General features: G+C 71.0%; 13 protein-coding genes. 6 read left to right on the forward strand and 7 right to left on the reverse strand.

What is annotated here, in order from left to right:
* Positions 1–253: 253 nt before the first annotated feature.
* Together EHS43_RS01390 and EHS43_RS01395 are read right to left on the reverse strand one after the other, a co-directional pair.
* The gene (locus tag EHS43_RS01390) at positions 254–1,435 is read right to left on the reverse strand and encodes an ROK family protein (protein ID WP_125188644.1); all 1,182 of its coding nucleotides are present in this window, start codon (positions 1,433–1,435) and stop codon (positions 254–256) included.
* 195 nt (positions 1,436–1,630) lie between these two features.
* A complete protein-coding gene (locus EHS43_RS01395; protein ID WP_125188646.1) occupies positions 1,631–1,861 on the reverse strand; it encodes an amphi-Trp domain-containing protein in 231 nt (76 codons plus the stop codon).
* Between the two features lie 497 nt (positions 1,862–2,358).
* On the opposite strand from EHS43_RS01395, the gene EHS43_RS01400 reads away from it, so the two are divergent.
* Positions 2,359–3,975, forward strand: a complete 1,617-nt coding sequence (locus EHS43_RS01400; protein ID WP_125188648.1) for an MFS transporter — start codon at positions 2,359–2,361, stop codon at positions 3,973–3,975.
* Positions 3,976–4,014: 39 nt separating this feature from the next.
* Here the strand turns inward: EHS43_RS01400 and EHS43_RS01405 are convergent, their stop codons facing one another.
* Positions 4,015–4,491 carry a hypothetical protein gene (locus EHS43_RS01405; RefSeq protein ID WP_260470332.1) on the reverse strand — a complete coding sequence of 159 codons (477 nt, stop codon included), beginning with the start codon at positions 4,489–4,491 and terminating at the stop codon, positions 4,015–4,017.
* Positions 4,492–4,858: 367 nt separating this feature from the next.
* Here EHS43_RS01405 and EHS43_RS01410 point away from each other — a divergent pair, with 367 nt between their 5' ends.
* Positions 4,859–6,079, forward strand: coding sequence for a metallophosphoesterase (locus EHS43_RS01410; protein ID WP_125188652.1), 1,221 nt, complete (start codon positions 4,859–4,861; stop codon positions 6,077–6,079).
* 54 nt (positions 6,080–6,133) lie between these two features.
* Here EHS43_RS01410 and EHS43_RS01415 read toward each other — a convergent pair whose 3' ends face one another.
* A complete protein-coding gene (locus EHS43_RS01415; RefSeq protein WP_125188654.1) occupies positions 6,134–6,586 on the reverse strand; it encodes a hypothetical protein in 453 nt (150 codons plus the stop codon).
* A 193-nt stretch (positions 6,587–6,779) separates the two neighbouring features.
* Between EHS43_RS01415 and EHS43_RS01420 the strand changes: the two genes are divergently transcribed.
* The 4 genes from EHS43_RS01420 to EHS43_RS01435 all read left to right on the forward strand — a co-directional run bounded on the left by EHS43_RS01420 (position 6,780) and on the right by EHS43_RS01435 (position 10,388).
* Positions 6,780–7,436, forward strand: coding sequence for a TetR/AcrR family transcriptional regulator (locus tag EHS43_RS01420; protein WP_125188656.1), 657 nt, complete (start codon positions 6,780–6,782; stop codon positions 7,434–7,436).
* A gap of 174 nt (positions 7,437–7,610) precedes the next feature.
* Positions 7,611–8,393, forward strand: coding sequence for an MEDS domain-containing protein (locus EHS43_RS01425; RefSeq protein WP_125188658.1), 783 nt, complete (start codon positions 7,611–7,613; stop codon positions 8,391–8,393).
* A complete protein-coding gene (locus EHS43_RS01430) occupies positions 8,390–9,349 on the forward strand; it encodes a sensor histidine kinase (RefSeq protein ID WP_125188660.1) in 960 nt (319 codons plus the stop codon). The genes EHS43_RS01425 and EHS43_RS01430 overlap by 4 nt, the downstream gene beginning before the upstream one ends.
* A gap of 217 nt (positions 9,350–9,566) precedes the next feature.
* Positions 9,567–10,388 (forward strand): MerR family transcriptional regulator, encoded by an 822-nt coding sequence (locus EHS43_RS01435; protein ID WP_125188662.1) that lies wholly within the window; start codon positions 9,567–9,569, stop codon positions 10,386–10,388.
* Between the two features lie 26 nt (positions 10,389–10,414).
* On the opposite strand, the gene EHS43_RS01440 is transcribed toward EHS43_RS01435, so the two are convergent.
* The 3 genes from EHS43_RS01440 to EHS43_RS01450 are packed head-to-tail and all read right to left on the reverse strand — an operon-like array spanning position 10,415 to position 13,444.
* Entirely contained in the window at positions 10,415–11,866 is a 1,452-nt protein-coding gene (locus EHS43_RS01440) for an amino acid permease (RefSeq protein WP_125188664.1), read from the reverse strand.
* On the reverse strand, positions 11,859–13,136 hold the full coding sequence (locus EHS43_RS01445) for an MFS transporter (protein WP_125188666.1): 1,278 nt from the start codon (positions 13,134–13,136) through the stop codon (positions 11,859–11,861). Before EHS43_RS01445 ends, EHS43_RS01440 begins: the two co-directional genes overlap by 8 nt.
* A gap of 8 nt (positions 13,137–13,144) precedes the next feature.
* Positions 13,145–13,444 (reverse strand): antibiotic biosynthesis monooxygenase, encoded by a 300-nt coding sequence (locus EHS43_RS01450; protein ID WP_125188668.1) that lies wholly within the window; start codon positions 13,442–13,444, stop codon positions 13,145–13,147.
* Between the last annotated feature and the right edge of the window lie 7 nt (positions 13,445–13,451).

A 13,451-nucleotide genomic window follows, 5' to 3' on the forward strand; every position in this document is an offset into this window, starting at 1 on the left:
GGCGTACCGGTTGGGCGGAGCCGAAGACGGAAGGCGGCCGTGCGGCCGTCGCTGTGGACGGAATCGATCACCGAAGTGCCGTGCGGGTCGTGCGGCGGGCTACGAGGTCGTCGGGGCGGCGAGCCGGGATCACGGCAGCGAAGCCAAGGGCTTACGGCGTCGCCCTCGGGTGGTGGCCTGCCGTCGGTGGCGGTGCCGTCGGGGTGCCGAGGCACTCATCGGGGTCGGTGGTGGCCGGCGGGCCCGCCAGTGGTCAGGCCGGTGAGAAGACGTGATCGCTGATGAGCCGGGCCGCGCCGATGACTCCGGCGGTCGGCCCCAACTCCCCCAGCACGATGGGTAGATTGCGCGTGGCCAGCGGCAAGGACTGCCGGTAGACCTGCGTCCGGACGCTGGCCAGCAAGGTGTGCCCGAGCCCGGTCACACCGCCGCCGATCACCACCAGCCCCGGATTGAAGAAACTGACCAGCCCGGCGATGACCTGGCCCAGACGCCTCCCGCCCTCCCTGATGAGTTCGAGAGCCACGGCGTCCCCCGCCGCGGCGGCCGCCGAGACATCCGCGGCCGTCAGGTGCCCGGCCGTCTCCAGCCGGGCGGCAAGCTCCACCGACCGGCCCGTACGCGCGGCCTCCTCGGCGTCGGCGGCCAGCGCGGCACCGCTGAAATGCGCCTCCAGGCAACCGCGGTTGCCGCAGGCACACGCACGGCCCTCGGGTTCCACCGGGATATGGCCGATGTCGCCGGCGCTGCCCGTCGTCCCCCGGTAGACCTCGCCACCGACCACGATCCCGCACCCGATGCCGGTGCCGATCTTGATGCACAGGAAGTCGCGCACGGAACGGGCCACGCCCGCGTGCTGCTCCCCCACGGCCATCAGGTTCACGTCGTTGTCGACCATGACGGGGCAGCCCAGTTCCTGGCTGAGCGCCTCCCGTACGGGAAAACCGTCCCAGCCCGGCATGATCGGAGGCGCGACCGGCACACCCTCCGGAAAGCGGACCGGCCCCGGGACACCGATGCCGGCCCCGTCGAAGCCCTCCGCGACACCGGAGGCCCTCAGCTTGGCGGCCATCGACAGCACCTGCTCGAAGACCGCCACCGGTCCCTCGCGGACGTCCATCGGATGGTTCAGATGGCCCAGGACCTCCAACTCCGCGTTCGTCACGGCCACATCGATCGACGTGGCACCGATGTCGACGCCGAGAAAACGCAGCGTCGGCGCGAGCCGGATGTTGTGCGAGCGCCGGCCACCGCGTGAGGGCGCGAGCCCGTCCGCGACGACCAGCCTCGTCTCCAGCAGCCGGTCCACCTCGACGGCCAGCTTCGATCGGGACAGGTCCACCAGATCACCCAGCTGGGCGCGGGAGTTGGGCCCGCTGTCACGCAGTAAACGAAGCAGCCGCGCCTGATGCGTGTTCTCAGGTCGAGCAGTCATACGTCTCACGAGCCTCTCCCCTCCCCTCGCCCACGGCTGGGGACCAGGCGCCTGTCTCCGTCGGAGGAGTCGTCCGGCTTCCGAAGAGGAACGTAGCAGCGATTTACCTGACTGAGAAGAACTTAGGAGTGGATTGAGTACAACTTCTTCCACTCACAGGACAAAGGCTTGAACGGGCCAGTGCGCGCGGTCGGTTCACTTCGCGGTCGACCACTTGAGCTCGATCTCCAGCTCGATCTCCCCGTCGCCGATCTCGACCTCGATCTCGCCGCGGAGGTCGTCGGGGACCCTCAGGCTCAGCGTCCCCGGGCCCATGTCCAGTTCCGCGTCCTCGCCCTTCCGCAGCGCCGCTGCGAGTGCCATGAGCTGGTCGGCCGCCTCATGGCGGGACAGCGAGCGCTTCTGCTCGAACTTGAGGTCCTTCATGGGTGTCTCCGATCCGCGTGCGGCCCGGTCGGCGGACCGCGGCCGAGGGCAGTTGTCCGCCCCGTCGCTCCGATGCACCGAGGTCGGCGCGGAAGGCCAGGATCACGAAACTGCCGGTCGCGAGCAGGGCGAGGCGGCTGCGGGCCCGCGCGCGGGGGATCCTCCGGAAGTCCGCCTGCACGGCCGGGCCCACCGGAAGGCCGCGTGCACGGCCGGGCCCGCCGGCGCGCCGACGGCGCCCGCGATCGGATGGATCCATGCCCATCGCCGGTTCCTCCCGCTTCCACGTCGTACCGCCCCGCGTCACCGTGCACGGGGTTTCGGCCGTTCGGGCTACTTCCAATCTGTGCCCGCCAGTGCCTCACCGCACCTCGGGAGGTCCCGGCGGCAACGCCCGACCGCCGGTTTCACCGGCCGTCCTTCGGCGACTGCGCCAACCGGCCGACCTCCGGGGCGGGTCGCCGCCCGAGCGCCGGGACGGCTGGGACGATGCGCGCATGGCAACCAGGACAGAAGCTGCTGGGAATCCGTCGAAGGCGCGCATCGTGTTGCTGGCGCTCGCGGCCGGTCAGTTCCTGATGGCACTGGACAGTTCGGTCATGAACGTCTCGATCGCGACGGTGGCCGAGGACGTGGGCACGACGGTGACCGGCGTACAGGGCGCCATCACGGCCTACACCCTCGTGATGGCGATGTTCATGATCCCCGGCGGCAAGGTGGGGGCGCTGATCGGCCGCAAACGCGCCTTCATGATCGGCTGCGTCATCTACGGCTGTGGCTCGCTGACCACGGCCCTCGCACCGAACCTGCCCGTGCTGCTGCTCGGCTGGTCGTTCCTCGAAGGGATCGGGGCGGCCCTCATCCTGCCCGCGATCGTGGCACTCGTGGCGAGCAACTTCGCCACGGAGCGCCGGCCCGCCGCCTACGGCCTGGTCGCCGCCGCGGGAGCCGTGGCCATCGCGGTCGGACCGCTCGTCGGCGGCGTCGCGACCACGTACTTCTCCTGGCGGTGGGTCTTCGTCGGTGAGGTCGTCATGGTGCTCGGCATCCTGGCGCTGGCGGGCCGTATCACCGACGCCCCGGTCGGCGCACGGCCTCGCGTCGACCTCATCGGCGCCCTGCTGTCCGCGCTCGGACTCGGGCTCTTCGTGTACGGCGTCCTGCGCTCCGACGAATGGGGCTGGTTCCAGCCGAAGCCCGACGCGCCCTCCTGGCTCGGGGTCTCCCTCGTCGTGTGGTTGATGCTGGCCGGTCTGCTGCTGGTCTGGCTCTTCCTGCTCTGGGAGGCCCGCATGGTCCGGCGGCGCAGGGAGCCACTCGTCGACCCGGCCATGCTGCGCAACAGGCAGCTCACCGGCGGACTGACGATGTTCTTCTTCCAGTACCTCGTCCAGATGGGCGTCTTCTTCGTCGTACCGCTCTACCTCTCCGTGGCCCTCGGCCTGTCCGCGCTCAAGACCGGCGCCCGCATCCTGCCGCTGTCCGTGACCCTGCTGGCGGCCGCCGTCCTGATCCCCCGCCTGCTCCCGGACGTGTCACCGCGGCGGGTGGTCCGGCTCGGGATCCTGGCGCTGTTCGCGGGCGCCGTGGCCCTGATGGCCGCGCTCGACGTGAACGCGGGCGCGGAGATCGTGACCCTCCCCCTGCTGCTGATCGGACTCGGCATGGGCGCGCTGGCGTCCCAGCTCGGGGCGGTCACCGTGTCCGCGGTGCCCGAGGAGCAGAGCGCCGAGGTCGGCGGTGTCCAGAACGCCGTCACCAACCTCGGCGCCTCGATCGGCACGGCACTCGCCGGATCGATTCTGATCGCCACGATGACGACGTCCTTCCTCACCACCGTGGAGAACAATCCGGATATCCCGTCCCAGGTCAAGAACCAGGCGAGCGTCAATCTCGAGAGCGGCGTGCCCTTCCTGTCGGACGCCCAGCTCAAGTCCGCCCTCGACGAAGCGGGCACGAGCAAGCAGGTGTCCGAGGCGGCGCTCGACGCGAACGAGAAGGCCAGGATCGACGGTCTGCGCGCCGCGCTGGCCATCCTCGCCTTCACCGCGCTCCTCGCGATGTTCTTCACCACCCGCATCCCGAACACCCAGCCCCGCTCGGCGAAGTCCTGACGGTGAACCGGCGAATCGGTGGGGACCGAGCCCGGTCTCTCACCCACCGATGCCGAAGGGCAGTCCGCTTCGATCACGGCTCAGTGATCGCCGAATGGCGTTGACCAGCTTCACCTGCGCCTGGGCCGGTGCCGCTCTGGCTCGTTCGAACTCCTCCGGACTCATCGGGTCACGCAGCGGATCGCGTGTCCGGGCCACCTGGTCGAGGAAGGAGCCGACGGCACGGCCGAACGCATCGATCTCGGCGGCGATCCCCGGAGGGGCGACCAGGCTCACGCGCATAAGAGCAGCGTTCCACTCACCCCAGTCGTAGTCCCATCCACGTCGGTCACCGTGAGCTCGCCTGAGTTCCATCGTGAACTTCGCGTAGTGGCCGAACAGCTCCTGATAGGCGACGAGCTGCTGGTCACGCAGCCACTGACGCTCCGTGGCGCGACGCGTCACGACACCGCCGACCAGGACGCCCACCGTGGCGGAGACGGCCCCGGCAGCCGTCGTCAGCAACGTCTCCAGCACCAGACCCCCCCAGTCACCCCGAGCGCTACGAGACGAACGTACTGTTCATCGCTCCTTGGCGACAACGATGCCGTCCGGGGGACGTCGGCCACCGGATCCGGGACCGTGATCGGGGTGTGGGCGCCGCGACGAGTTCTGCCCACCCGACCACGGCGATCACGTCGACTTCGGCGGACGGACACCCCGGCATACCATCGACGGTGGCAGCACCGAAGAAGCGGGCTCGACCACCCTGGCCTCGCCCTCACCAGTGCGGCGACGGATCCAACTCCCCTGCGAGGGGGTGGACGGCGGCGGTCCACGTCCGGTCGGCCCGGGGACGACCGGCTACAGTGCCGGGACGGCAGCCTGGTCAGAGAGGGCAAGTGTGACCGACACCAGCGACACCCGACCCGCCGACAGCGCAGTGCGGGCTCCTCGGCGGAGCGTGCTGCACCGCCTGATGAGCTACCTCCCTCTGATCGCCCCCGTTCTGCTGTGGACCGTGCCGTGCTGGGTGCTCCTGTACGGCGGCCAGCACTGGCCGCTGCCCGTCACACTGGTCGGCACCGCTCTGTTCGTCCTCGGCCTGATCGGCATGCCGCTCGCGATGGCGCGCGGCCACGGTCGGCGCCAGCAGGACTGGGCGGCGATCATCGGTGACACCCTGCTGGGTACCAGCTGGGTCCTGTTCACCTGGTCCGTGCTCCTCGGCGTCCTCCTGCGGCTCGCCCTGACCGTGGCCGGCGTCGGCGGAAGCCAGGACCGGGCACGCATGGTCAGCTGGGCCGTCCTCGCGGTCGCTGGCGTACTTCTCACCTGGGGGTACGCCGAGGCCCGCCGCGTGCCGCGCGTACGCCGACTCGACCTGCAACTACCGCGCCTGGGCGCCGGGTTGGACGGTCTGCGTGTCGTCCTCATCACCGACACCCACTACGGCCCGCTCGATCGCGCTCGCTGGTCGGCACGCGTGTGCGAGACGGTCAACGACCTGGAAGCCGACCTGGTCTGCCACACCGGCGACATCGCCGACGGCACGGCCGAACGCCGCCGCGCCCAGGCCGTCCCGCTCGGCACCGTGCGGGCAACCGAGGCCCGCGTGTACGTCACGGGCAACCACGAGTACTACAGCGAGGCCCAGGGCTGGGTCGACCTGATGGACGAACTGGGCTGGCAGCCGCTGCGCAACCGCCATCTGCTGCTGGAACGCGCCGGTGACACCCTCGTCGTCGCCGGCGTGGACGACGTCACCGCCGAGTCCTCCGGCCTGGCCGGCCACGGCGCCCATCTCGCCGGTGCCTTGAACGGCGCCGACCCCGAACTCCCCGTGCTGCTCCTGGCGCACCAGCCCAAGTTCGTCGACCGGGCGGCAGCCGCCGGTGTCGACCTCCAGCTCTCCGGCCACACCCACGGCGGCCAGATCTGGCCCTTCCACCACCTGGTCCGCCTCGACCAGCCCGCCCTCGCCGGGCTCAGCCACCACGGCCCCCGCACCCTCCTCTACACCAGCCGCGGCACCGGCTTCTGGGGCCCGCCGTTCCGCGTCTTCGCCCCCAGCGAGATCACCCTGCTCGTGCTCCGCTCCCCGAACGCGCCCACCTCGGCGTAGAGCCGGCCGGGCCACTCCTCCGACAGAAGGCTCGCGCCGTTCAACCGCCGGCGGTCAGAAACTCCAGCTGTAAAGGCCACCGCCCCTGTTCACCGCAGACACCGCGAGCCGGGCAACGTCCCGAAGGACCGCCGGCAGGTCGTCGTCGGTCATGTCGTCGCCGTCCTCGGCCCGCAGACGCGCGGACCAGCGGCCCGCGAGCTCGTCGAGTTGGGCGGGGCTCGCCTCGGCCAGTGCCCGCGTCAGCCGCCTCGGCAGAGCGAACACCTCGACGCCGTCGTTCATGGGGGTGGTCACCCACTGCGGCCACTCCCACGCGAGGAGCCGCTCGAGCGACGGGACCTCGGTCGAGGGCTGTGCGAAGTACATGTCCCACTCGGCGATGGCACTGTCCGGCTCGACGAAACGGCAGGCCACCGTCTCGAAGGCCGCGCCGGGCCCACGCAGGCGGGTCGCAGCTGCGGCCTGGTCGTCGGGCGCGAGGAAGAACACGATGTCGTGGGCCATCCGGGCATGATGGCAGGCCGTCGTACGAAGGCAGGCGCGGATATCGCCTGCACGGGGCATTGCCGACCGCCGACAGGGATTCAGACCAGGCAGCCAGAACGGCTACAGTGTTGCCGTTAATCCGTTCGTGACAGGCGGCATACTTTCCCGCGTGCCGACATCACGAGATCACCTGCGAGGAGGCGAGTCGCCGGTGCGGCGCTCCCCCGGCCGTCCACCCGTCCCGCTCGAACGGATCGTCGCCGCGGCGGTGCAGATCGTCGACGAGGAGGGTGCCGAGGCCCTGTCGATGCGCACGCTCGCCCAGCGCCTCGGCTCCGGCACGGCCACCCTCTACCGGCACTTCGACAACCGGGCGGCCCTGGTGGCCCATGTCGTCGACCGCATGTTCGGCGGCATCGAGATCAAGGACGACGAGTTCGCCGCCCTGGGCTGGCGGGACGCGTGCCGCACGGTGGCGCAGGCCATGTTCGACGCGGTGAGCCGGCACAGAAACGTGGCGCCCCTGCTCGTCGAGGCGATCCCCGTCGGCCCGAACGCGACGGCCGTGCGGGAGCGCTGCCTCGCCGTCCTGCTCGCCGACGGATTCCCGCCCCAGGTGGCCGCCCACGCCTACGCCACCCTGTCCCGCTACGTGCTCGGCTTCGCGATCCAGATCCGCGGGGACCAGGGCGCGGAACGGCCCGGCGGCGACAGCGGGGCGACCGCCGTCTTCCGGGCCGTCGACCCCTCGGTGCACCCCGCGACCGCTGCGGTGGCCGACTGGATGCCGGTGCCGCTGGAGGACGAGTTCCGCTTCGGGCTGGGGCTCCTCCTGGACGGGCTCGGCAGCTTGCGCGAGGGCGACTGACCGTCGGCCTGACGTAGTGCCGCTGGAGGCGCGGCGGCCGCAACGGGCCGTGGGGACAGCAGAAGAGGAGCTCCGCTCGCCGCGGCTTCACGAAGAGAATGCCTAAGATCACCCGCCCGCATACGCCATGCGGGGTATGTCAGTAGGGTGAGCGCATCAGAGCGAGGAGGATCGGTGAGAGCGGCGCGCACCCTGGCGACACTCGACGAGGCCGGCGTCGGTGATCACGTCTGCCAGCTGATGGGGCCGACGGACGATGTCATCGACCGCAGCCGGGCCTTCGTCGCGGACGGCGCCCTGTTCGGCGACAAGGTGATGATCGTCGGCCCCGCGGTGGAGGCGGCCGGCGAATTCGCGCAGACGGTGCTCGACCCCTCCCGGCTGGACGGCTCCCTGATAGCCGCGGTGCGCCGCGAGGCGGAGAGCGCCGGACGCGAGGGCTACCGGTCGCTGCGCGTGCTGCACCACGTGACCCCCGGCGCATGGTCCGAGGGCCCCGAGGAACTGCTGCGCAGTGAGCTGGATCTGGAGGAGTTCGCCGCCGACAGCGGTGCCCTGGTGGTCTGCGCCTACAGCGGTGCCGAATGGGGCGCTTCTACACTGGACGAAGTCAGGTGTGTGCATCCCCATCACCTGGGCAGCCGTCCGTCATCACCCGCGTTCCAGGTGTACCGGACGGGAAAGGAAGGCTGGACGGTGAACGGGACCATCGACGCCGAGGGCGCCGACGCTTTCGGTGCGGTCCTGTGCTCGCTGCTCGCCCAGAGCGCGACCGTGCGCCTGCTCTGCCACGGGCTGGAATTCCTCGACGCGGCCGCGATGGGCACCCTGGCCGACGCCTCCCGGCACCTTCCCGATCGCAAGGTGGTCCTGGAAGGAACGAACGCGACACTGCGGCTGGCGTGGGAGCTGTCCGGCTTCGCGGTTCCCTCGATCCCGGTGGTGATGGCGTCGTGACCCGCTCTTCCGAGACCGGGACTCCCCCGCAGGCACAGGCCGGGTACCGGCACGAGCTGTACCCGTACGCGGGCCGCGACGAGTTCCTCCAGGGCACTGTGGAGTTCATCCAGGAAGCCCTCGACGGCGGTGAGGCCGTCGTCGTGGCCGTCCCCGAGCGCAAGGCGTCCCTGCTGCGCTCCGAGGTGCCCGAGGACGGCTCGGTCCGCTACGTCGACACCACCGCCGTGGCACACCACCCGGGCCGGCTCATCGGAGCCTGGCAGGAGTGGATCAAGGAGCATGCCGCGGACGGCCGGCCCGTACGCGGGATCGGCGAGTCCCCCTGGGACGAGGTGCGCAGCCAGGCGCAGGCGGAACAGCTCCGCTACCACGAGTGGCTGCTGAACAAGGCCTTCGCCGACGGCCCCGCCTGGTGGCTGCTGTGTCCCTACGACACCGCCGGGGACAACTCCGCCCTGGACCAGCTCACCCGTTGCCACCCCCAGGTCCGCTCGGGCGGGCACAGCACGGCCTGCGAGGACTACGACCCGCAGGCTCCGTTCGCCTTCGCCCCGCTGAGCCACCCCTGCGACCCCTACGAGGAGTTCATCTACGCCCGTGGCGACCTGCCCGCCCTGCGGGAGAAGATCTCGGCCTGCGCCGAACAGCTCGGACTGGGCGGACACCGACTGCGCGAGCTGCACCTGGCCGCCACCGAGATCGCCAGCAACAGCATCCGGTACGGCGGCGGGCACGGCACCCTGCGGACGTGGAGCGAGGACCAGCGGCTCGTGTGCGAGTTCCGTGACACCGGCTACATCGCGGACCCCCTGGCGGGACGGCGCAGGCCGACCAGCACCCAGGTCGGCGGGCGGGGCCTGTGGCTGGCGCACCAGCTCTGCGACCTGGTCGAGATCCGCTCCACCCCCGACACGGGAACCACGATCCGCCTCCACACCGAGCTCACCGGCTGACCTGAGCGCAGAGACTCCGACGCCGCCACAAGGCCCGTCGGGCGTGCGGTGGTCCGGCACCGGCTGCCCACGCACGCGGGGCGGGGGCGGACCCGTCCATGGCCACCGTCACGGCCACGGCGTCCGGACGCGCGGCATGCGTCGACGGGCCCCAACACCGCCGTGGGCAGCAGTACTTGACCCTCACACCGTGTCAGGCGGTCGGCTGGGAGACATCATGTTCACCATCGGAGACTTCGCCCGGCACGGCCGCGTCTCGGTCCGGATGCTGCGTCACTACGACGCCACCGGCCTGCTGCGACCGGCCCACGTCGACCCTGCCAGCGGCTACCGGTACTACACCGCCGCCCAGCTCGCCCGCCTCAACCGGATCATCGCGCTCAAGGACCTCGGGTTCACCCTTCTTCAGGTGCACGCCATCGTGGAGGAGAAGGTCGGCGCGGAGGAACTGCGCGGCATGCTGCGGCTGCGCCGGTCGGAGCTGGAGACCGCCATGGCCTTGGCGGAAGCACGGCTGGTCCAGGTCGAGGCGAGGCTCCGAGCGATCGAGAGCGAGGGGCACATGCCCACGAACGACGTTGTGATCAAGAGCGTCCCCGGCCTCCGGGTGGCGGAGCTGACCGCGACCGCCGCGAGTTTCGGGCCCGAGGACATCACCCCGGTCATCGGGCCGCTCTACGACGAGTTGTTCCAGCTCCTGGACGCGGCGGGCATCGCCCCCACGGGTCCCGGAGTGGCCTACTACGAGGACGCCCCGGAGGGCGGCGGACGGATCAGCGTCCACGCCGCCGTCCAGGTGTCCGCCCCTGTCCAGGACGGCGCCTTCCGCGTCCACGACCTGCCCTCCCTGGACCAGGCGGCGACCATCATGCACCACGGCTCGATGGACACCGTGCTCCCCACCGTCCAGGCCCTGGCCCACTGGATCGACGCCCACGGCTACCGGTCGGCCGGGTATCCGCGCGAGATCAACCTGGAGTGCCCCGAGAACCGGGACGACTGGGTGACGGAGCTACAGGCACCCGTCACCCGGGCCTGACCGCACCCGCCCGGCCCGAGCAGTGATCACGGTCGCCCCGAGGCCGCACCGGCGGCGGGGTCGGCCGCCCGGGCCGGGCGTTCGGTCACCCGGGCGCGTTGCCGACGGCGCGTCACCAGCACATAGGACAGCGCCACCACTGCGACGAAGGGCACGCCGGCCTGCCAGGCCAGGGAGAAGGCGTCCACGAAACCGGTCAGCACCAGGACGAGCAGGGTGAAGGCCATGGCGAGCGCCGTCGTGACCGGCGCCCCGGGCAGCCGCACCGTGGGCCTCCGCACCGGATCCTCGGCCCCGGCGCGCCTGAAGGCGAGATGTGTGGCGAAGATGAGCAGCCAGGTCACCATGCCGGTGAACAGGGCCGCGCCGAGGAGCACGGGAAACGCGGTGTCCGGCGACACGACGGACACGACGGAGGCGGCCACCAGCCCCACCGCGGAGGCCAGCACGGCGGGCAGCGGGATCCTGCGGTCGCTGGTGCGCCCGAGAGCGCGCGGCGCGTATCCGCTCAGGGCGAGGGAGTGCATCATGCGGGAGGCCACGTACAGGTTGATGTTGGCGGCGGAGAGGGCGGCCGTCAGCACCACGGCGTTCATGATGTCGGCGGCCGCGGGGACGCCGACGAGGCTGAAGAGGCGCACGAACGGGCTCTGCTGCACACCGGAGACCTGCACGGTCTCGGTCCAGGGCATGATCGACACGATCACGGCGGTCCCCAGGACGTAGAACAGCAGCAGCCGCAGTACGGCCCCTCGTGCCGCTCTGGGCACGTCCCGGCCGGGGTCCTTGGATTCGGCCGCTGTCATGGCCACGGCCTCGGTGCCGCCGTAGGCGAGTGTGGTGACCGTGAGCGCGAGCAGCATCCCCTTGAGGCCGTTCGGGGCGAAGCCGCCGTGCTCCGTCCAGCCGCCCAGGCCCGCCGCGGGATGCTCGCCCGCGCCGAAGAAGACGAAGGTCACGCCGAAGCCGATGAACAGGACGACGGCCAGCACCTTGACGAGGGCGAACCAGTACTCGACCTCACCGAACACGGAGACCGCCGCGCAGTTCACGAGGGTGATGAACAGGGTGAAGACCACCACCGGTACCCACAGGGGAAGCTCCGGCCACCAGAAACGGAGGTAGATGCCGGCCGCCACGATCTCGCCGCCGATGGTGACGACCAGGCAACCCCAGTAGCACCATCTCTGCACGTATCCGGCCAGCGGCCCGAGGTAGCGGTCGGCGAGCCGGCCGAAGCCCCCGGCCTCCGGGTGCGCGGAGGTCATCTCGGCCAGGGCGTAGGCCAGGGCGATGGCGCACAGCGCTCCGGCGAGGTACAGGACCGTCACGGACGGCCCGGCCATGGACATGGCCAGTGAGGATCCGAGAAAGAGGCCGGTGCCCAGGGCGCCGCCGACGGCCAGCATGGTGATCTGGCGGCTGCCGAGCGACCGGTCCAGTCCGCTGTCCTCTCTGCCCGCTGCGTGGTCAGTCATGGTCGAGCGGCTCCTTCACCCGGGTCTCGTCGTCGGCTTGCGGTGCACTGCGCTCACGGATGGCTCGCCCGAGCCCCCACTGTCCGGCGGCCACCAGAGCACAGACCCCGAAGCAGGTCGCCCACAGCGTCGTGGGTCCCGCGTGGGCGTACAGCTGCGTGCCTGCGGCCGGGGCGACCACGGCGGCCAGCGCGTAGGCCGCGCCGAAGAGCCCGTTGTAGCGCCCGCGCAGATGCTCCGGTGCGAGGTCGGCGACGATGGTCTGCACGACGGCCGCGACGGTGATCTCGCCGGCAGTCCAGATCACCACCGTGACGGCGTAACCGGCGAGGCTGGACATCCAGGCGCCCAGACCGAACCCGGTGCCCATCAGCAGGACACCGCAGGCGATGACAGCGCTGTGGTCCCGCCGGCTGAGCCACTTGATGAGCAGGGGCTGTACGACGACCACGAGCACGCCGTTGACGGCGACGGCGAACCCGTAGTCGGCGGCGGTCAGTCCGCTGTCCACCATGGCGAGCGGCAGGGTGGAGCCGACCTGGAACTGGACGGACGCGTGCAGCAGGAGCAGCAGCACGTAGGCGACCATGACGCGGTCCCGCAGGACCTCCCGGTAGCTGCCCGGAGGTTGTCGCGCGCCCTGCTCGGGGCGTGGGGTGTCGGCCGGGAGGCGCCACCACACGAGGAGGCCGAACAGCACGCAGGTGACGGCGTCGATCCAGAAGAGCCACAGGAAGCCGCGCTGCGCCAGCACACCGCCGAGCACGGAGGCGACGGAGAACCCGACGTTGACCGCCCAGTACAGAAGGCCGTAGGCGCGGGGCCGGTCCTCCTTCTTCACGGCGTCGGCGACGATGGCCCCCGAGGCGGGCTGGTACAGCTGGAGGCACAGCCCCGCGAGGAAGGCCGTGGCGAGGATGGCCGCAAGGCCCCGGACGTAGCCGAGAGCCAGCAGGGCGGCCCCCGCGGCGACCGGACCGGTGGCGAAGGTGGCCCGGCGTCCCCACAGGTCGCTGAGGAACCCCCCGACCAGCTGGGAGCAGGTGCTGCCCAGGCCGAGTGCGGTGACGACGGCTCCCGCCCAGGTCACCGACATGGCGCGCTGGTCGGTGAGATAGAGGGTGAGGAACGGGACCACCATGGTCCCGGCCCGGCTGACGAGAATGCCGGACCAGACCACCCAGTAGAGGTGCGGCAGTCCTCCGAAATGGGCCCGCAGGAAGCCGGCGACCCGTCCGGAGGGTGCGCCGCTCGGCGGACGGTCGGTCATCTGTCCTGTCACCAAGGGAGTTGCTCCGGCCGTGCGTGCGTGAGCCGGGCATGGGAGACCCGGACCGAATCCGGATCGAGGCACGCCATGAAGGCCGCCGCTCGCGGATCCGTCCGGATCGATTCGGCGGCGGCCAGGGCGTCGGCGAGGTCCTTCCACCAGACCAGATCGACGCGGCTGCCGTCGGTGTCGACGGTCAGCACCTGCCGGGACAGGAAGCCGGGCTGTTCCGCCAGGAAGTCGCCCACGGACCGGACGGCCTCGTCGAATTGGCGCTCGCCCACGCCGTCGTGGATGCGGAACGTCACGAGTTCA

Origin of the sequence: Streptomyces sp. RP5T (assembly GCF_003933965.1) — a bacterium.
In the GTDB taxonomy this organism is placed as follows: Bacteria; Actinomycetota; Actinomycetes; order Streptomycetales; family Streptomycetaceae; genus Streptomyces.